Here is an 18709-nt window from a genome sequence, read left to right as displayed (position 1 = left end):
GGCCCTTGCCGACCAGAACGGGATCATCCTCGGTTGTCGTCCGAACACGCGTCGTGGCTGCCTGAGCGTGCACCCGATCCTTGCATCCGGCCGCCGCGCCCCGGGTCGCCGACCGGAGGCCTCGCCGAGCCCGTGCCAGCAGCGCGTCGGTGCCCGTCCGTGGCGTTCCGGTGGGGCAGGCGCACCATGATCCGGCGCCGGCACGGCGCCGGCATGCCTGCCTGGGTCATGTCCCCAGATCCTCCGCCACGGGCAGACACTCGGCGAGCAGGTCGACGACGTCGCGCCAGGCTCGCCGCGCGTGCCGTGGGTGGTAGCCGACGCCGGGTACCACGGGGTGGTCGACCGGCGGGTGGTGGAAGGCGTGCAAGGCACCGCCGTAGACCGTGAGGCGCCAGTCGACGCCCGCGGCCTGCATCTCGGCGGTGAACGCGTTCCGTTGCTGGGGCGGCATGATCGGGTCTTCCGACCCGACCCCGGCCCACACCGGGCAGCGGATGCGCGCCGCCTCACCCGGTCGGCCCGTGGTCAGTGCGTTGACTGTCCCGATCGCGCGCAGGCTGACGCCACCGCGCCCGAGTTCCAGCCCGACGGCGCCCCCGGTGCCGTAGCCGACGGCGGCGATCCGGTCGGGGTCGGTCCGCGGTTCGGTGCGCAACACGTCGAGCGCCGCATGGCCGATGCCCCGCATCCGGTCCGGATCAGCGAGCAGCGGCAGGCAACGGGCCAGCATCTCCTCGGGGTCGCCCAGATAGCGCCCGCCGTGAAGGTCGAAGGCCAGCGCTACATATCCCAGTTCGGCGAGAGCGTCGGCGCGGCGGCGCTCGACGTCGCTGAGCCCCATGCCCTCTGGTCCGAGCAGCACCGCGGGCCGGCGGTCGACACCGGCCGGGAGCGCGAGGTGCCCGATCATCGTCAAACCGTCGGCCGGGTACTCGACCGTACGCGTCGTGATCGTCGTCATGAGACCGGACTGTAGTGATCGTCGAGCCCGGTCCGGCCGGTGTTCCGCCGCTGGCAGAACGGCGACTCCCGATCTCATCGACATTGATCCACGACAGCGGGGATCAGGCCGGCCTGGCGGTCGGCGGCATTCGCACGCTCGGGCACGCGGAGGTGACCCTCCCCGCGACGACCGGAGCGGGTTCGTCCGCGGACTTCCTGCCGGCGATCGTGGTCGGCGACCGCGGGCGGCCGCGGCAGGCCGCGGAGGCCCTGCACGGTCCTGCGCGGGCGGTCCGAACTCGGCCCCGCGCACCCCGAGAGGCCGGCGGTTCACCGGCGAGGCGGGCGACACCGCAGGGGCCATCAGGCACCTGCGTCCGCTGCTCGACGATCGCCTGGAACCGTCCCGGATCCTCGACGACGCGCAGGCGGCCTTCGAACCGACATACCGTCACATCACCCTCGCCCGCGCCCTGCTCGGCCGACCGCGACGCCGACTGTCTTTCGTGCGACCCCTTCAGTTGCCGGCGATCACCCGTGTAGCGTTCCCGCGCTCGACAGCATTCAGCCGAATACAGCCGAAGAGTCGACGAAACGAACCGGAGACGACGAAACATGCGTTGGTTTTCCGCAAGACGCAGAACGGCCACCGCCGTCTGTGCCGCACTGCTCCTCGCCGTGGCGTCACCCGTCGCCGCGCAGGGCGGCAGCGGGAATGGGACGGACGAGCCCGTCTACGTCCAGAAGAGGTGGATGGCGGCCTTCAACGGGGCTCGCCTGTCGCCCACCGCCCAGGTACTGCCCGGGGCCTACCGGGGAGCCTGGGAGCACATCAAGAACATGCCGGTGGACGAGAGCGCGTTCACCGAGGTCACCACCCAGCCGCTCAACGGCGACGCGCCCCACTACCGCGACCGATCCGCCTCCAACTCCGGTAGCGGGTTCGGCTATTCGTCGGGCCGCATATCCGCCCTCGCCCTCGACCAGGACCGCCCCGGCGTGCTGTACGCCGGCGGCGCCAACGGCGGCGTGTTCCGGTCCACGGACGACGGGGCGCACTGGACGCCGATCGCCGACCACCTGCCGGCGCTGTCCGTCGGCGCGCTCGCCACCGGGCCCGACGGCGCCTTGTGGCTGGCCACCGGCGAGGCGACCACGGCCGCCGACAACTTCCTCGGCAGCGGTGTGTACCGGCTCGCCGACCCCCTCCACGACTCCTTCGAGGAGAGCGACCGCGTCGGCGGCACCGAACTCGACTCGTCCTCCATCGGCAGGCTCCGCTTCGACAGCGAGGCCGGGTACGTCTTCGCGGCCTCCTCCCACGGGGTGTACCGGCGTGCGCTCTCAGCCCCGCAGCCCGCGGCCTGGGAGCGCGTCCTCGCGCCCTGCGCGGGCGTCGGCGTCACCGGGACCGCCTGCGGTGCGAGCAGTTTCTTCGCGGACCTCGCCAACGACCTGGCCATCCAGCCCGGCACCGGCGGCAAGCGGCTGGTCGCCAACCTCGCCTGGCGCAGCGGCGCCGGCTACAACGGCTTCTACTACTCCGACGACGCCGGTACGACCTGGCGGCGCGCCAACCCCGGCGGCGCGGTCAACCCGGCCGAGATCGGCAACGCCTCCTTCGCGTACGCCGCCGACGGCAGCCGCCTGTACGTCGTGATGGAGTCGCCCGAGCTCCTCAACAAGGCGACCGGCTCCGGCGCGTCCTCCTCGCTCGCAGGCGTGTACGTGTCGAAGAGCGGCGCGGTCGACGGCCCGTACAGCCAGATCGCCACCTCCTCGAAGCTGGCCACCAGCGGCTCCGCGATGAAGATCACGAAGATGGGGCCGGGCTACCAGCCCGGCACCCAGGCCTGGTACGACCAGGTGATCGGCGTCGACCCGGCCGACCCCGAGCACGTGTACGTCGGGCTGGAAGAGGTCTTCGAGTCGCGCAACGGCGGCTCCGACTGGCAGGCCGTCGGCCGGTACTGGAACTTCGGCCTGGACTGCTTCAGCTACGACCCCGCCCTCGACACCTGTGACGAGGACGTCATCCACCCCGACCAGCACGCGATGGTCTTCTCGAACTGGAAGGGCGGCACCCCGGAGATCTACGTCGGCAACGACGGCGGCGTCTTCGCCCGCCCCCTCGCCCAGACCCCCGGCAAGGGCTGGCGCAACCTCAACAGGAGCGGGACGCTGCGCACCCTCCAGTACTACTCCGTGGGGGTCGGCGCTCTCCCCGGCGGACAGGGCGACGCCGTCTGGGGCGGCCTGCAGGACAACGGCGTCAGCGTCCAGGTGCCGCGGGGCGCCACGTACACGCACAATGGAGACGTCCAGCAGCTCAACCCGACGGGCGAGATGAGCGAGCCGTACGGCGGTGACGGCGGCGACCAGCTGGTGAACCCGGAGAACGGGTGCGAGACGGTCGGCGAGTACACCAATCTCGCGATGCAGATCACCCGCAACTGCGGTTACACGGCGAGCGCCGACGGCTCGGAGGACGTGATCACCGACATCGCCCCGGCGGACCCGGGCGCCCGCTTCATCGCTCCGTTCGGCGCGGACGGTGCGGACAAGGGCTACTGGGTGGCGGGAGGCCAGTACATCTGGGGCAACAGCAAGACCTGGGAGACGAAGAGCGGCGCCGACTGGGACCGTCTGTACGACACCGGCGCGGGCCACTCCACCACGGCCCTCGACAGCCGGAACCGGGTCGTCTGGGCCGCCTGGTGCGGATCCTGCAACCCGGGCGCGTCCTTCGGCCGCGGCGTCGTCACCAACTACGGCGGCACCTGGCACCAGGTCGACCTGCCCGCGGACTTCCCGAACCGCTACGTCGCGGGCATCACCATCGACCCGTCCGACGCCTCGGGCAAGACCGTGTACGCCGTCCTCAACGGCTTCTCCCGGCACTGGAACGAGGGCCCCGGCGCCGGCTACGGCCACATCTGGCGCACCACCGACGGCGGCGTCACCTGGCAGGACGTCAGCGGCCCGGCCGCGGCCGCCGACTCGTTCCCGGACGCCCCGGCCAACCGCCTGCTGATCAGCCCGAACGGCACCCTGGCGGTGGCCACCGACCTCGGTGTCTTCACCAGTACCCCGTCCACCCCGGGCCACTGGAAGCGCCTCGGCCTCACGGACCCGGCCGCCACCGGCAACCTGCCGACGGCGGCGGCCCTCTACCTGGCCCCGAGCCCGGACGGCCGCGAGCTGTACGTGGCCACCCACGGGCGCGGCATCTGGAAGACCGCGATGCCGTAACCGACCTCACCCGCACGACCGTCGCCGCCCCGCATCTCGTACGTGCGCGGGGCGGCGACGGCGTGTGGGCGGCCGGGCCGAGGGGTTCGGGCGGGACGCGAAGATCGCGTAGAAAGCGAAGGATGCGATAGCGAATACGGACCGGGTCCGTCCGGCCCGGTCCGTGGCGGTGCGTGGCGAGAACCGGCCCGGAGGATGGGCCCCGTAGTGGTCACGCACAGGCGTGGCGCGCTCACCTGACGGATTCCGGTCCGGCGGGGCGAGGAGGGCTGCGCGGCTGAGTTTCGGGCCCACCTCGGTCCCCGGCCCGCCCCCGCACCGCCTCCGGTCCGTTTCCGCCGGACCCTCCGAACGGTGATTTTCGGCCAATGATTCCCGGCCGATGGCGAGCGGGCGATACCAGAGTGGGACGGTCTACGGGTAAGTTTGCCAACTGCGCACCGCACGTGAACGGTTGACGACTATCGTGGCTGCTTGGTGATCATCGGTAGGCTCAACTCACTCACGTCACACCTCCCCCCGTAGTGCACCCCCGTAGTACGCCGATTCCTGGGCACGTACCAAGGACACTCATGTCTCAACTTCGCGCACCCGCCGCGCGGTCCGAACGCCGCGAGGGCGGGCGGCACGGCCGGTCAGGCGCCCGCACGCCCGCCGGTCCGACCGGCGCCGGCACCGATCCGACCCCGGCGCCGTCCCCCGCGCCGCTTCCCGCCGAGGCACGCATACGCTCCCAACTCCTGCGTACGTCCGTGCTTCCGGCGGTCGCCGTCGCCCTCGGCGGCGCCGCGGCCGAGTTGTTCACCATCCGCACCACCGGTGCCGAGGCCGGCCCCGGACTGTGGGCTGCGCTCACCGGAGCCGCGGCGATCACCGTCGCCTCCGTGACCGCCGCCGCCATCGGCGCCGACCGCGCCGCCAAGACCATCCTCGACCGGGCCGGCACGCTGCGTCAGGCCACCGTCCGCGGCCAGGGCGAACTGCGCTCGGTCGTCGAACAGTTGCGCAGGGGCGAGACCCCCGCGGCCCGTCCCGCGCTCCCCGCGGGCACTCCCTCCGGCGACGAGTTCGACCGCCTCGCCGACGAACTGACGCGCTCTCACGAGGCCGCCGTGGCCGCCGTGGTGCAGGCCTCGCAGCTCTCCAGCAGCGTCGGCAACGAGCAGAAGGTCGAGGTCTTCGTGAACCTCGCCCGCCGCCTCCAGTCCCTCGTCCACCGCGAGATCCAGCTGCTCGACGAGCTGGAGAACGAGGTCGAGGACCCCGAGCTGCTCAAGGGCCTGTTCCACGTCGACCACCTCGCCACCCGCATCCGCCGCCACGCGGAGAACCTCGCGGTCCTCGGCGGCGCCATCGCCCGCCGCCAGTGGTCGAACCCGGTCACCATGACCGAGGTGCTGCGCTCCTCCATCGCCGAGGTCGAGCAGTACCCCCGGGTGAAGCTGGTCCCGCCGATCGACGGCACCCTGCGCGGCCACGCCGTGGCCGACGTCATCCACCTGCTGGCCGAACTGGTCGAGAACGCCACCCTGTTCTCCGCCCCGCACACCACCGTGCTGATGCGCGCCCAGTACGTCACCGCCGGCCTCGCCATCGAGGTCGAGGACCGCGGCCTCGGCATGCCGGTGGCCGAGCAGAACAAGATGAACGCGCTGCTCTCCGACCCCGACCAGGTCAACGTGGCGCACCTGCTCCAGGACGGGCGCATCGGACTCTTCGTGGTCTCCGCGCTCGCCCGCCGCCACGGCATCGCCGTGCGTCTGCAGTCCAACATCTACGGCGGCGTCCAGGCCGTGCTCGTCCTGCCCCAGGGCCTGCTCGGTGCCGACCCGGAGGGCCTGGCCCGCGGCGAGGCCGCCCAGGCCCAGGTCATGCAGGCGCAGGCCGCGCAGGTCCAGGCCGCCCAGGCCCAGACCCCGCAGCACCAGAGCCAGCCGCAGCCGCAGATGCAGCCCCAGCCCCAGTCCCAGCCGCAGCCCCGGCCCCAGGTTCCGGCGGCGGTCCCGGCCCCGGCGCCGGCCCGCATCGGCACTCCCGGCGACCACCCGACCGCCCCGCTGATCATGGACCGCGGCGCCCTCGGCGTCCCCGCCCAGTCCCCGGCACCCCAGTCCCGCGCGCCGCAGCCCCCCGCGGCGCCCGCGCCCGTCCCCGTAACGGCGCACGCACAGCAGCACGCCCCGGCTCCACATCACACCGCCCCCGTCGTCCCCCCGGCGGCACAGCGGCCCACGGCCCCCGCCCCCATGGCGGCCGGCCCCGCTCACCCCGCTCCGGCGGCCGAGGTCCCCCCGGCCCACCGCTCCGGAGCGACGGGCAGGCCCGACCTTCCCAAGCGGCGCGCCCAGGAGCACCTCGTACCGCAACTGCGCGAGGAGCCCACGGCCCGCCCGTCCGAGGAGCCCGCCCTGCACGACCCGGGTCTGATGGCCGCGTTCCAGCGCGGCATCGGACTCGCCGAATCCCAGCCCGCCCCCCGTGAATCGCTGCGTCCCCCCGGCGACGCGCACAAGGAGTAGATGTACATGGCGAGCAATGTGCCGCACGGCCATTCCTCGGATCTCGACTGGCTGCTGAGCGGCCTGGTCCAGCGGGTCCCCTACACCCGCAACGCCGTACTGCTCTCCTCCGACGGCCTCGTGAAGTCCGTGCACGGCCTCGACCCCGACGCGGCCGACCACATGGCCGCGCTGGCCTCCGGGCTCTACTCGCTCGGCCGCAGCGCCGGCGCCCGCTTCGGCGACGGCGGTGAGGTCCGCCAGGTCGTCGTCGAGCTGGACTCCACCCTGCTCTTCGTCTCCACCGCCGGCTCCGGCACCTGTCTCGCGGTGCTCGCCGGCCGCGAGGCCGACGCCGCCGTCCTCGGCTACGAGATGGCCATGCTCGTCAAGAGCGTGCGGCCGTATCTGGTCACCCCGGCCAGGCAGGCCGCCGGCACGGCGGGCAGTGCGGCCCAGTGACGATCGGGTCCCACCAGGAAGGGCCATGGCTCGACGACGCGGCGGGCCGGCTGATACGCCCGTACACCGTCAGCGGCGGCCGGACCCAGCCGACCGCCGCGCTCGACCTGCTCTCGATGGTGATGGCGACCGGCACCCTGCCGCAGACCCACATGGGTCCCGAGCACAGCCTGGCCCTCGGGCTGTGCGAGGGGCCCACCTCGGTGGCGGAGATCGCGGCGCACTTACGGCTCCCGGCCGTCGTCACCAAGGTCCTCCTCTCCGATCTCGTGGACTGCGGGGCGCTGACCGCCCGCGCGCCCCGCTTCCACGCCAATCCAACCGACCGTTCCTTGCTGGAGGCAGTGCTCGATGGCCTACGACAACGGCTCTGAGCGCCACGACCGAGGTCACGAAGGCTTCGCGAGCGACCCCTTCCCCACCGCCCTGAAGATCCTGGTGGCGGGCGGTTTCGGGGTCGGCAAGACCACCTTCGTGGGCGCGGTCAGCGAGATCGAACCGCTCAGCACGGAGGAGCTGCTCACCTCGGTCAGCGCGGCCACCGACAGCCTGGAGGGCGTGGAGTCCAAGACGACCACCACGGTCGCCATGGACTTCGGGCGCATCACCCTCGACGGGCGCAATGTGCTCTACCTGTTCGGCACGCCCGGCCAGGAGCGCTTCTGGTTCATGTGGGACGAGCTCTCCGAGGGCGCCCTCGGAGCGGTCATCCTGGCCGACACCCGCCGTCTGGAGGACTGCTTCTCGGCGGTCGACTTCTTCGAGCGGCGCGGCATCGGATTCGTGGTCGCCGTCAACGAGTTCGACGGCGCTTTCCGTTACGAGCCGGAGGAGGTGCGGGCGGCCCTCGACCTCAAGCCCGATGTGCCGGTGGTCCTCTGCGACGCCCGCATCTCCAGCTCTGCCATCCGCACCCTGCTGACCCTCGTCCAGCATCTGCTCACCAACATCCCGGCCGCCGCGCCGACCTACGGAGCCACGACATGACCTACGACCCGACCGGTCATCTGCTGCTCACCCCGATCGACCGGGAGGCCCCCGCCCGGGTCCGCCGCCTGCGCGAGCTGGGGCTCGGCGAGCAGCCCGACCCGGCCTTCGACGAATTCGCCCACCGGCTCGCGGAGGTGACCGGCGCCCCGTACTCGATGGTCAACTTCATCGACGAGAACCGGCAGTTCTTCGCGGGCCTGCACACCCCGGCCGGCACCCACACGGGCACCGACCTCGGCGCGAACGCCGCCGGCAGCGGCGGCGTCGGCCGCTTCATGGCCCGCGACCACGGCTACTGCCCGCACGTGGTGGTGCGTCGCAAGGCCCTCGTCCTGGAGGACGTCTGCGACTACCCGCGGTTCGCGGGCAACCCGGTCGTGGACGAGATCGGCATCCGCTCGTACATGGGCGCGCCGCTGATCGACCGCAGCGGCGTGGCCCTCGGCACCATCTGCGTCGTCGACACGGACGTCCGGCCGTGGGGCCGGGCCGGCCTGGAGACGATCAAGGCGATGGCGGCGGAGCTGGTCGAGCAGATCCACCGCCGCGAGGACGGCCTGCTCTGACTGGTCGATACTGCCTGCGCGTCGGTCGATCCGGACCGCGCGCGGGGGTGCCCCGGGGTCCGGCGAATTCGCCGGACCCGGGGGCACTCGCCGCCACGGGTGATTCCCGTGGCGGCGCGTCAGGCCTGAGTGTCAGGCGTGCGCGGGCTCCATCGTCTCCGTCGGTTCCATGGTGACCACGTCGGAGAGCCGCTCCGACCAACTGCCCTTGTCCTGGCCGAGGGCGATCTCGGCAAGCCGGACGAGCTGGATGTCGGAGGTGCCCGCGGGGGCGAAGATGTGGAAGGCGTCGCGGAGGTACCGCTCCAGGGGGCGGTCGGTGTACAGACCGGCCGCGGAGTGGATCTCCATGGCGGTGCGGCCCGAGTCGATCGCCGACTCCACGTTGACGAGCTTGGCGTTCATCAGCTCGGCGTCGCAGGACATGCCCTGGTCGAGCAGGTGCACCGCGTGATAGGCGGCGAGCCGGGCGGTCATGAGCCGGGACTGCATCTGGCCCAGCTTCAGCTTGACCGTGGGGAGTTCGGCCAGCGGCTTGCCGTAGCGGATGCGCTCGGTGGCGAAGCGGGTGGTCTCCTCCAGGATCGCCTGGTGGATGCCGAGCGAGACGGCGGTGAGGTTGGCGCGGCCGTAGAGCACGCTGGAGGAGTAGGCGACGGAGAGGCCGTCGCCCTCGTCACCGAGCCGGTTGGCGGCCGGAACCCGGCAGTTCTCGAAGATGAGCTCGCCGAAGCTGAAGCCGTGCAAACCCATCGAGGGCTGCTGCGTACCGGTGCGGAAGCCGGGGCGGTCGGCCTCGACGAGGAAGGCGGTCAGGCCCTTCGAGCCCGGGCCGGTCCGGACCACGACGCCGTGCAGGTCGCCGACGTGGCTGTTGCCGACGTAGACCTTGCGGCCGTTGAGGATGTAGTCGTCCCCGTCACGGACCGCGGTCGCCTCCATCGCGAGGACATGGCCGCCGGACTCGTACTCGGTGACCGCGATGGTCGGCAGGCACTCGCCGGCGGCGATGGCCGGAAGCCAGGTCTTGCGCTGCTCGTCGCTGCCGAAGTGCACGATCTTGGCGGTGCCCAGCTGCGAGGCCTGGACCATGGCGCCCATCGCGCCGCTGACCCGGGCGAGCTCTTCGATGATGATCGTCTTGGCCAGGTGGCCGGCGTTCATGCCACCGTACTCGTGGCCGATAGTCGCGCCGATCCAGCCCTGCTCGGCGATCAGCCGGGACAGCTCGTGGTGAACCGTGCGGGACGCCTCCATCTCCGGTATCCGTGGCCGGACCTCACGCTCTGCGAAGTCCCGCACCGTCTGCCGGAGCTGATGATGCAGTCGGCTGCTGAAGTAGCCGTCCATACGAGTCCCTCCCTACGAAACGCCTGCTCGTCGAGTGGTCCGAACAGGTGGAACATCGGCAGTGGTCCCGTCCCGAACAGGCCGACCACTTCATGGTGTTGATCTTTCTTGGGAGGATCAATATCGGCACCAAGTTTGTCTGAAACCGGAACGGTTGACGTTTGTTTCTGACTGTGTTTCGCGCGGTCTGGGCCTGCTCGGCCCGATCCGGGAGGTGTTCGGCAGGGTCAACTTTCTGCCACATGCCAACGGCAAGATATTCATGGGCATATGCGGGTGACTCGGAGGTGGTCATTCCATAACGCACTTGATCACCCGAGGGGCGGCATTCCGGACCCGTCCGACAGGTTCGACGGCACCCGGACCGCCTCGCTCGCGGGTGGCCGGGGCGGCTCGGAGGGTCGTCCGGGGAGCGCGCGACGGTGTCGCGCGGCGCGAGGGGGCGTGACGGAGGGTGACAGTCGTACGTCACGGAGCGTGCGCGGGCGCATGCGCCGGGGTGGCGCCAGGGCGGCGCCGTCGCGCGCCGGGCCGCCGCTCAGTGCAGGAAGGCGGTGATCCGCGCCCGCAGACCCGCCGGGTCGAGGCCCTGCCCGGCCAGGTGCTCGTCCACCGTGCCGTAACGCCGCAGCTCCCGCCGCCCGATCCCGAGCCCGAGCACCCGGTGCGGCACCTCGACGAGCGCGTCGTTCGCGGCGCCCGTCGACGTCCCCGCGAGATACGGCTCCACCAGCACCACGTCCGGCCGCGCCCCGGCGACCGCGCGGCGCAGCGCGGCACCGTCGAAGGGCCGTACGGTCGTCGCGTACAGCACCGTCACGTCGAGCCCCTCGGTCGCCGCGAGCACCGCGTCCAGCATCGGCCCCACCGCCACGACCACCCCGCGGGATCCCTCGCGCAGCGCATGGAAACCGCTCCGGGTGAGCGGATGCGCCGAGGCGTTGGCATGCACCGAGAGCCGTACGTACACCGACTCGTCGCTCGCCGCCGCCCGCCGCAGCAGCGTCTCCGCCTCGTCCGGATGCCCCGGTACGTGCACGGTCCAGCCGTCCAGGGTGTCCATCAGGGCCACATCGCCCGGCGACATATGGGTGAAGCCACCGGCCGGCCAGTCGTACGAGCCGCCCGCGCTGACCAGCACACCGTGCGTGCCCTGGTGCCCGAAGTCCAACTTCAGCTGCTCGAAGGGCCGCTCCACCAGGAACGACGCGAAGGTGTGCATGATCGGCCGCAGCCCGGTCAGCGCGATCCCGCCGCCGACGCCGATGAGCAACTGCTCCCGGATCCCGACGTTGATCGCGCGCTCGGGGTGCCGCTCCAGGGCCGGCCCGAAGCCGTCCCTGCTGATCTCGGCGAGGACGAGCGCGAGCCGGGGGTCCTCGTCGAGCAGGCGGGTGGTGGTGGCGATGAAGCGGTCGCGCATGGTGTCCATGACGGAGTTCTCCTGGTCTGTTCCGGTGGGGAGCGGGGTCAGTTCTTGGGCTCGACGCGGGCGACGACCGCGCGCGGCCGGCCCGGGTGCGGGGCGGTGAAGGCGGCGTACAGCGCCTCGTGGTCCCGCCCGTCCACGGTCTCGGCGGACCATCCGGCCGCCGCGAACCGCGAGGCGATGCCGCCGGGCCAGCCGTAGGTGGCGGAGCTGTTGTCGATCACCAGCGTGTGCAGCTGCTCCAGGCCGGCGGGCCCGGCGTAGGCGAGCGCCTCGTGGTTGCTGCCCTCGTCGAGCTCGGCGTCCCCGATCAGCACCCACACCCTGGGTTCGTGGAGCCCCTGCGCCCGCAGCCCGAGCACGGTCCCCACGGCCAGCGGCAGCCCGTGTCCCAGCGACCCGCTCCCGATCTCCACCCCCGGCACCAGCGTCCGGTCCGGGTGGTGCCCGAGCACCGACGTGTACCCGCCGAACCCGCTCAGCGCGTCCTCGTCGACGAACCCCTTGTCGGCGAGGACGGCGTAGTACGCCATGGGCCCGTGCCCCTTCGACAACAGGAACCGGTCCCGCCCCGGATCCGCCGCCGTCTCCGGCGTGACCCGCAGCACCCGGTCGTACAGCACCCACAGCGCGTCGAGCGTCGAGGTCGCGGCGGTCGAGTGCTTCTCGTCCCCGGTCATCAGCCCCATGAGCCGCTGCAGCCGGGCCGTCGTCGTGTACGTCGTGTTCGTCATGCCCCACACCGTGCTACCTCAAGTCCACTTGAGGTCAACCCGCCGCTCCACGCCCGCCGCCGGGCCCCCTGCCCGTAAACCGGTTCGTGAGCACGCGCTGAAGTGCGGTATTGTTCTCATGCGCGTTCGGCCAGGGAAACCCCAGGTCAGACGGGCACCGGGACGTGGCGCAGCTTGGTAGCGCACTTGACTGGGGGTCAAGGGGTCGCAGGTTCAAATCCTGTCGTCCCGACTTGAGAGAGTCGCAGGTCAGGGGCCGTTTCAGAGAGATCTGAGACGGCCCCTGACTCGTTCCTGGGCATTGCCCTGGCTGGTGGCCGACTTGACGTCTCCGGTCGCTTTCCGGGTGTTGCTCGGCCACGGGCGATGTCCTGAACTGCGCGCCGGTTTCAGGTTGCTGGGAACGGGGACGCTCGCGAGTCATCCGATTGTCGTTGCGTGGCATCCATGATCCATGGCGATCGAACCGCATCACATACGGCTTCGAGCCGGCGGCGGCTCGCCCGCGGGTCGATGAGGAGCAGTCCCCACAGCACCGGTACGAACGGGACGGCGTCGAGGGCGAACGCGTAGCCGGGCCCGACCGCGGCGATCAGCGCGCCGGCGACCGCCGGCCGACTAGCCGGCCGACCAGCCGGCCGAGGTTGTGCACGGTCGGGGCGAGCGCCTGCGCGTGGACGTAGTCCGCCGAGGTCGTGAGCTCGGCGACGAGATACGCGGGGTGAGGGGGGAACGGCACTGTGGTTCGACGGCCTCCCGCGTGAAGGACTGACCACACCGCCGGCGCCGCGCGCGTGGTGGGCGCGGCGCGGGGGCGGCTCGGTGCCCGAATCGCCTACCCGTGGGTCCGGCCGCATACTGACGGCGTACAGCGGGCGGCCGGGGGCCGCGCTGGCAGAGCCGGGCCGCGGGCGGGCCCGGGCCCGTGGCCGTACGGCCGTCGTCGTCGACGGCTCAGCAGGGACCACCGCCATGACCACCACACGACCTTCCGCGCGGATTCCGGGCTTCCAGGGCGAGCTGATCGGGCCCGCCGACGATCGGTACGAGGACGTCCGCCGGTGCTTCAACCGGGACCACGACCAGCATCCGGCCCTGGTCGCCCGCTGCACGAGCCCGGAGGACGTCCGCGCGGCGCTCGGGTACGCCCGCGAGAACAGCCTGGGGATCTCGGTGCGCGGCGGCGGCCACGCCACCGCGGGCTTCGCGTCCTGCGAGGGCGGGCTCGTCGTCGACACCGGCCCGATGAAGCACGTGGCGATCGACGCCGAGGCCCGGACCGGACGCTTCGGGGCCGGCCTCACCTGGGGTGAACTGGACGCCGCCACGCAGGAGTTCGGCCTCGCCCTGACGGGCGGCCGGGTGTCGGACACCGGAGTCGCGGGACTGACCCTCGGCAGCGGCTCCGGCTGGCTGGAGCGGATGTACGGGCCGACGGCCTGGAACATGCTGTCCGCACAGGTGGTGACCGCCGACGGGCGGATCCTGCGCGCCGACGCGGAGGAGCACGCCGACCTCCTCTGGGGCCTGCGGGGCGGCGGCGGCAACTTCGGGGTGGTGACCGAGTTCGGCTTCCGGCTGCATCCGGTCGGCCCGCTGCTCTACGCCGGGATGCTGCTGCACCCGCGCGCGGCCGCCGGGCCGCTCACCCGCTTCTACCGGGACTTCCTGGAGCAGGCGCCCGACGAGGTCACCGGGGGCGTCGCCCTGATCACCGCGCCGCCCGAGGAGTTCGTGCCGGCGGAGGCCCGCGGCAAGCCGGCCGTCGGCGTCATCGTCGCGTACGTCGGAGACCCGGCGCGGGGCGAGGAGGTCCTGAAGCCGCTCGTCGAGTGGGGCGAGCCGCTGGTACGGAGGGTGGGGCCCATGCCGTACACCGCCGTGCAGCGGATGCTGGACGACGGCACCCCGAAGGGCGTCAGCGAGTACTTCAAGATCGACTACCTGCCCGAGCTGCCGGACGAGGCCCTCGACCTGGCGATCGCGCAGGCCGGGTCGGTCACCGCGCCGATGACCCAGATCATCTTCTGCCCGCTCGGCGGGGCGATGGACCGCCTCGACGCCGACGCCATGGCCCTCGCCACCCCGCCGGTCAAGTGGGTGTACTTCTGCCTGGCCGTCTGGTGGGGGAACGAGGGGCGCGAGCGGCACGTCGACTGGGCGCGCGGCTTCCACGCGGCGATGCGGCCGTGGACGACCGGGACCTCCGTGCCCAACTTCATCTCCCCGGACGAGGGCGCCCGGCTGCGGACCTCGTACGGCCCGGAGAAGTACGCCCGCCTCGTGGCGCTGAAGGACCGGTACGACCCCGGGAACGTCTTCGCCCTCAACCAGAACATCCCGCCGAGCGGGTGAGCGTCGCTCCGCTCGCTCCGCCGGGCGCTCAGTTCGGGCCGGACCAGTCGAACGTGATCGTCTTGCTGGACTGACCCGAGCGGTCCCACGAGAAGCCGAAGGCGTCGGCCCGGTCGGTGGTCGCGCGGCCCCAGGTGGCCAGCTGGCCCGGGCCGGTCTCGCAGCCCGGAAGGTTGGTCGACTGCACGCGCGCCCCTTCCAGGGTGGTCGGGCCGGTGAGGGCCTCCCCGCGCGCCTCGACCCGTCCCGGGACGCTCGCCCGCCAGGTGGCCAGGTCCTCGTCGAACTCCACCTCGATGGGCGCGAACTCCATGCCCCGCACCTCGAAGGCGCCCATGCTCACCAGCTCCGCGGGCCAGCTGCCGGCCTGCCCGCTGAAGATCATCTGAAGCGCCTGCCGCTGCCCGTCGTCGGCCCGCTCGTCGAAGATGAACGCCGCGTACGCGTCCGAGTGATCGGCCCAGACATTGCCGACGAAGGAGCCGAGCATCACCATGTTCAGGCCGTCCAGCCGGACGTCACCGAAGTTCCCCTCGCGGATGTGCCACACCAGGACGCCTTCGCAGTCGCCGGTCGTCGGCGGCTGTGCGAAGGTGCACGGGCACGGAATATTGCACTTGCATACGTCGAACCAGTCGCCCGCCACGTGCCAGGCAGGCGCAGCCTGTGCCGCCTGCGTCATTGTTCTCACCCCAGTCCCTTTTTTCCTCTCCTTCCATCGTCCGCCCGGGCCGCCACGGCAGCCACCGGCGAGCGGAGCGTGCGGTTTGCGGCCGCCGCGATCCGTGCTGTGCTGGAAGGGGCGGACGGGAGTGCGTCATGCGGACGATTCAGCGGCGGAGCACCAACGGCCGTCCGTTGCGAACGGGAGCGCTGCTGCCGGTCCGGGAACTCGCCGTCGCCTGGTCGCTGCTCGTCGTGATCGCGGCCCTGTCCTGGGCGCTCACCGTGGGCCAGGCCAGGGACATGGGGGTCGAGCCCGGCACGATGGGGATGGCGCTGCCGCTGTTCCTGCTGCTGTGGCTGGCGATGATGGCCGCGATGATGCTGCCCTCGGTCGCGCCCGTCGCGCTGACCTGGGCGAAAGGCATCGCCCGCCAGTCGAGCGGCGCCACCCGGGCGCTGCGCACCACCGAGTTCCTCGGCGGCTATCTGCTCGCGTGGACGGCCTTCGGCGTGCTCGCGTACGGCGGCCTCGCGCTCACCGGAGCCCTGGTCGACCGGAACCCGGACGCGGGCCGGTGGATCGGGGCGGCCGCCTTCGCGCTGGCCGGGCTGTACCAGCTGGGCCCGCTCAAGGACATCTGCCTGCGGCACTGCCGCAGCCCGATGGCCCAGCTGATGCGGTACGCCTCCTACCGGCCGCGGCTGCGCGACCTGCGGGTGGGGCTGCATCACGGCGCGTACTGCGTCGGCTGCTGCTGGGCGCTGATGGTCCTGCTCGTCCCGCTCGGGGTCATGAACATCGCCGCGATGGCGGGAGTGGCGTCGCTGATCTTCCTGGAGAAGCTCTGGTACCGGGGCCCGCAGCTGGCCCGCCTCGCCGGTGTCGCCTTCCTCGTGCTCGCCGTGCTCGCGCTCTTCCAGGACTGGCTGCTGCCCGGCCTGCGGAGCCCGATGACGTCGATGTGACCCGGCGGGCCCCGATGCCGGTAGGATTTGCGAAATTCTTCAATTCGGCAGTTCAGTATGCAGACAAGTCCTCATGGGCGGGAGTGCGGGAGAGTGGCGTGAACAGGACGCAGGTTCCGCTCTATCAGGCCAAGGCGGAGTTCTTCCGGATGCTCGGGCACCCCGTACGCATCCGCGTCCTCGAACTCCTCCAGGACGGGCCGCTGCCTGTCCGCGATCTGCTCGCGGCGATCGAGGTCGAGCCGTCGAACCTCTCCCAGCAGCTCGCGGTGCTGCGCCGCTCCGGGATCGTCACGGCGACCCGGGGCGGTTCCACCGTGGTGTACGAGCTGGCCGGCGGCGATGTCGCCGAGCTGCTCATGGCGGCGCGCCGGGCGCTCTCCGTACTGCTCAGCGGCCGGCAGGACCTGCTGGCCTCGCTGCACGAGGCCACCGAGCGGGCCTCCCGGTGAAGGGCATGGAGGGCGCCGGGCCCTGGCGCCGTCACCGGCGGCCCGCCGCGGCGGTCGAGCACGCCCTGCCGTGTGTCGGCCGGCATGTGACCAGCACCCGGGTGGGCCCCGGCGCCGTACGGGAGGCCACGCAGGCCGTACGGGACAGCCTGGCCGGGGTCGGCGTCGACCCGCGGAGCTCGCTCGCCGACGCGGTGCTGCTCGTGCTCGGCGAACTGGTCGCGAACGTGCTGCGGCACGCCCGGCAGACCACGGTGATGGACATCGGCGTGACCGCCGCCCCCGGCCGGCTCGTCCTGTCCGTCGCCGACGGCGATCCGCGCCTCCCGGAACTGGACCCGGCACGGACCGGGGACGGCCTGCGGTCGGTGATCGAGGTCGCCGCCCTGTACGACGGCGAGCTGAGCGCCGAGCCCGCGGTGAACCACCACGGCAAGATCGTCATGGTGAGCTTCTGCCGCGCGCCCGGCGGCCACACGGGGCAGCACGCCCCCACCTAGGCGCGCCCGCGGCGGTGTTCGCAGGCCGTGTCGTTCGGAGCTCGTGTCGTTCGGAGGCCGTGTCGTTCAGAGGTCGTTGCCCGCGTACGACAGATTGAAGCTCTTGTTGGTCAGCGGGAAGTCCGGGACGATCGTGTCCGCGAGGGCGAGCGGCAGCGCCGGCCAGTTGAAGAACGACGGGTCCACCGGCTTCACCCGGGCGAGACGTCCGTCGGCCGTCGTCTCGACACGGGTCGTCAGCGTGCCGCGCCAGCCCTCCACGATCCCCACCCCCGAGCCCGCCCGTGCCGCCACCGGCACGACGGACGCGCCCGGTGCGAGGCCCTCGCCGAGGTGGTCGATCAGGGCGAGCGACACGTCGATCTCCTCGGCGCGGACCAGGAAGCGGGCGAGGACGTCGCCGGTGTCGCGCACCGGGACGGCGAGCTCCGTGTCGTACGAGAGGAAGGGGTGGCCGACCCGGGCGTCCGTGCCGGTCAGGCCGCTCGCCCGCGCCACGTAGCCGAGGCAGCCGAGGTCCCGGGCGGCCCCGGCGTGGAGCACGGCGGTGCCGGTGAAGCGGTCGAGGACGGTGGAGTGGGCGAGGGCGAGCCCGGCGATCTCCCGGACGTCCCGGCCGAGGGACGCGAGCCGGGCCGGGTCGGGCAGGGCGCGCAGGACGGTGCCGCCCGGGACCACGCCGCCGCGCAGCAGACGGTGGCCGGTGACCTCGGCGTTCAGCCGGAGGAGCTGTTCGCGCACCCGCTGGGCGTGCGCGTTGAGGATGCCGTGGCCGACGTCGTTGCAGAGCATGCCGAGGTCGGCGACATGGTTGTGCAGCCGCTCCAGTTCGAGCAGCAGCGCGCGGGCGCGGGCGGCGGCGGGCGGGATCTCGGTGCCGGTGGCCTCCTCGACGGCGAGGCAGTACGCGAGGGCGTGCCCGACGGCGGTGTCGCCGCTGATGCGCTCGGCGAGCGGCAGCCCGGCGGCGGTCGTCCGGCCCTGGAAGAGCTTCTCGACCCCCCGGTGCACGAACCACAGCCGGGCCTTCAGCTTGAGGATCGTCTCGCCGACGACGGAGAAGCGGAAGTGCCCCGGCTCGATGAGCCCGGCGTGCACCGGCCCGACCGGGATCTCGTACACGCCGTCGCCCTCGACCTCCAGGAAGGGGTACGGGCCCTCCTGCTCGGCGAACGGCGGCGGGGGCCCGGCGTCGGGCCGCATCGGGTACCAGCCCTTCGGCCAGTGGAAGTGCCGCACCAGACGGCGGGGGAGCGGATGGCCGAGCGGCACCACGCCGTGCAGGTCCCGCATCTCCCGCTCGAACCGGCCCGCAGGAAAGGACAGCTGGGCGAGGGTGGGCACCTCGGGTTTGTCCGGGTCCAGGTGCACATGGAGCTCGGTGCGCACGTCCGGCGGCCCGGCGGTGAAGAGATACACCACACGGATCCGGACCCCGTCGTCGTGGTGTGCGGCGACGAGCGCCAGGCGGTGACCCTCGTCGAGCAACTCGGCCGTCCGCGCGGGGAGTTCCCCGACATGGATCTCGTGGGCGGTGCGCATGG

At 72.2% G+C, this 18709-nt stretch carries 17 protein-coding genes and 1 tRNA gene; 11 read left to right on the top strand and 7 right to left on the bottom strand.

Features of this window, described 5'->3' with window-relative positions; all coding sequences use genetic code 11:
* Positions 1–226: 226 nt before the first annotated feature.
* Entirely contained in the window at positions 227–964 is a 738-nt protein-coding gene (locus AB0M18_RS17220; protein WP_365758649.1) for a dienelactone hydrolase family protein, read from the bottom strand.
* A 596-nt stretch (positions 965–1560) separates the two neighbouring features.
* Here AB0M18_RS17220 and AB0M18_RS17215 point away from each other — a divergent pair.
* From AB0M18_RS17215 to AB0M18_RS17190, 6 genes are all read left to right on the top strand, one after another.
* Positions 1561–4197: a glycosyl hydrolase gene (locus AB0M18_RS17215; RefSeq protein WP_365758647.1), complete on the top strand. Its 2637-nt coding sequence runs from the start codon at positions 1561–1563 to the stop codon at positions 4195–4197.
* Between the two features lie 572 nt (positions 4198–4769).
* Entirely contained in the window at positions 4770–6716 is a 1947-nt protein-coding gene (locus AB0M18_RS17210; RefSeq protein ID WP_365758645.1) for an ATP-binding protein, read from the top strand.
* Between the two features lie 6 nt (positions 6717–6722).
* Positions 6723–7157, top strand: a complete 435-nt coding sequence (locus AB0M18_RS17205; RefSeq protein WP_365758643.1) for a roadblock/LC7 domain-containing protein — start codon at positions 6723–6725, stop codon at positions 7155–7157.
* A 2-nt stretch (positions 7158–7159) separates the two neighbouring features.
* Positions 7160–7531, top strand: a complete 372-nt coding sequence (locus tag AB0M18_RS17200) for a DUF742 domain-containing protein (protein WP_365758762.1) — start codon at positions 7160–7162, stop codon at positions 7529–7531.
* Positions 7509–8144, top strand: a complete 636-nt coding sequence (locus tag AB0M18_RS17195; protein ID WP_365758641.1) for an ATP/GTP-binding protein — start codon at positions 7509–7511, stop codon at positions 8142–8144. The genes AB0M18_RS17200 and AB0M18_RS17195 overlap by 23 nt, the downstream gene beginning before the upstream one ends.
* On the top strand, positions 8141–8713 hold the full coding sequence (locus tag AB0M18_RS17190; RefSeq protein ID WP_365758639.1) for a GAF domain-containing protein: 573 nt from the start codon (positions 8141–8143) through the stop codon (positions 8711–8713). Before AB0M18_RS17195 ends, AB0M18_RS17190 begins: the two co-directional genes overlap by 4 nt.
* Before the next feature lie 132 nt (positions 8714–8845).
* Here AB0M18_RS17190 and AB0M18_RS17185 read toward each other — a convergent pair whose 3' ends face one another.
* The 3 genes from AB0M18_RS17185 to AB0M18_RS17175 form a co-directional block, all read right to left on the bottom strand.
* Positions 8846–10063, bottom strand: coding sequence for an acyl-CoA dehydrogenase family protein (locus tag AB0M18_RS17185; RefSeq protein WP_365758637.1), 1218 nt, complete (start codon positions 10061–10063; stop codon positions 8846–8848).
* 538 nt (positions 10064–10601) lie between these two features.
* Positions 10602–11495 (bottom strand): transketolase, encoded by an 894-nt coding sequence (locus AB0M18_RS17180; protein ID WP_365758635.1) that lies wholly within the window; start codon positions 11493–11495, stop codon positions 10602–10604.
* A 38-nt stretch (positions 11496–11533) separates the two neighbouring features.
* Positions 11534–12226: a transketolase gene (locus tag AB0M18_RS17175; protein WP_365758633.1), complete on the bottom strand. Its 693-nt coding sequence runs from the start codon at positions 12224–12226 to the stop codon at positions 11534–11536.
* Positions 12227–12384: 158 nt separating this feature from the next.
* Between AB0M18_RS17175 and AB0M18_RS17170 the strand changes: the two genes are divergently transcribed.
* Positions 12385–12458: transfer RNA gene (locus tag AB0M18_RS17170), tRNA-Pro, on the top strand.
* A 360-nt stretch (positions 12459–12818) separates the two neighbouring features.
* Here AB0M18_RS17170 and AB0M18_RS17165 read toward each other — a convergent pair.
* On the bottom strand, positions 12819–12965 hold the full coding sequence (locus AB0M18_RS17165) for a hypothetical protein (RefSeq protein ID WP_365758631.1): 147 nt from the start codon (positions 12963–12965) through the stop codon (positions 12819–12821).
* 233 nt (positions 12966–13198) lie between these two features.
* Between AB0M18_RS17165 and AB0M18_RS17160 the strand changes: the two genes are divergently transcribed.
* Entirely contained in the window at positions 13199–14581 is a 1383-nt protein-coding gene (locus tag AB0M18_RS17160) for an FAD-dependent oxidoreductase (protein ID WP_365758629.1), read from the top strand.
* A gap of 28 nt (positions 14582–14609) precedes the next feature.
* Here AB0M18_RS17160 and AB0M18_RS17155 read toward each other — a convergent pair whose 3' ends face one another.
* On the bottom strand, positions 14610–15263 hold the full coding sequence (locus tag AB0M18_RS17155) for a DUF1326 domain-containing protein (protein WP_365758627.1): 654 nt from the start codon (positions 15261–15263) through the stop codon (positions 14610–14612).
* Positions 15264–15400: 137 nt separating this feature from the next.
* On the opposite strand from AB0M18_RS17155, the gene AB0M18_RS17150 reads away from it, so the two are divergent.
* From AB0M18_RS17150 to AB0M18_RS17140, 3 genes are all read left to right on the top strand, one after another.
* A complete protein-coding gene (locus AB0M18_RS17150) occupies positions 15401–16213 on the top strand; it encodes a DUF2182 domain-containing protein (RefSeq protein WP_365758625.1) in 813 nt (270 codons plus the stop codon).
* Between the two features lie 98 nt (positions 16214–16311).
* On the top strand, positions 16312–16665 hold the full coding sequence (locus tag AB0M18_RS17145) for a metalloregulator ArsR/SmtB family transcription factor (RefSeq protein ID WP_365758623.1): 354 nt from the start codon (positions 16312–16314) through the stop codon (positions 16663–16665).
* A gap of 5 nt (positions 16666–16670) precedes the next feature.
* The gene (locus AB0M18_RS17140; protein ID WP_365758621.1) at positions 16671–17165 is read left to right on the top strand and encodes an ATP-binding protein; all 495 of its coding nucleotides are present in this window, start codon (positions 16671–16673) and stop codon (positions 17163–17165) included.
* A gap of 66 nt (positions 17166–17231) precedes the next feature.
* Here AB0M18_RS17140 and AB0M18_RS17135 read toward each other — a convergent pair whose 3' ends face one another.
* Positions 17232–18707 (bottom strand): NADH-quinone oxidoreductase subunit C, encoded by a 1476-nt coding sequence (locus AB0M18_RS17135; RefSeq protein WP_365758619.1) that lies wholly within the window; start codon positions 18705–18707, stop codon positions 17232–17234.
* Between the last annotated feature and the right edge of the window lie 2 nt (positions 18708–18709).

It is taken from the genome of Streptomyces sp. NPDC051909 (assembly GCF_040681095.1).
Classification (GTDB): Bacteria; Actinomycetota; Actinomycetes; order Streptomycetales; family Streptomycetaceae; genus Streptomyces.
Note: the sequence above shows the minus strand (reverse complement) of the source record. Positions and strands in the feature narration are given on the sequence as shown.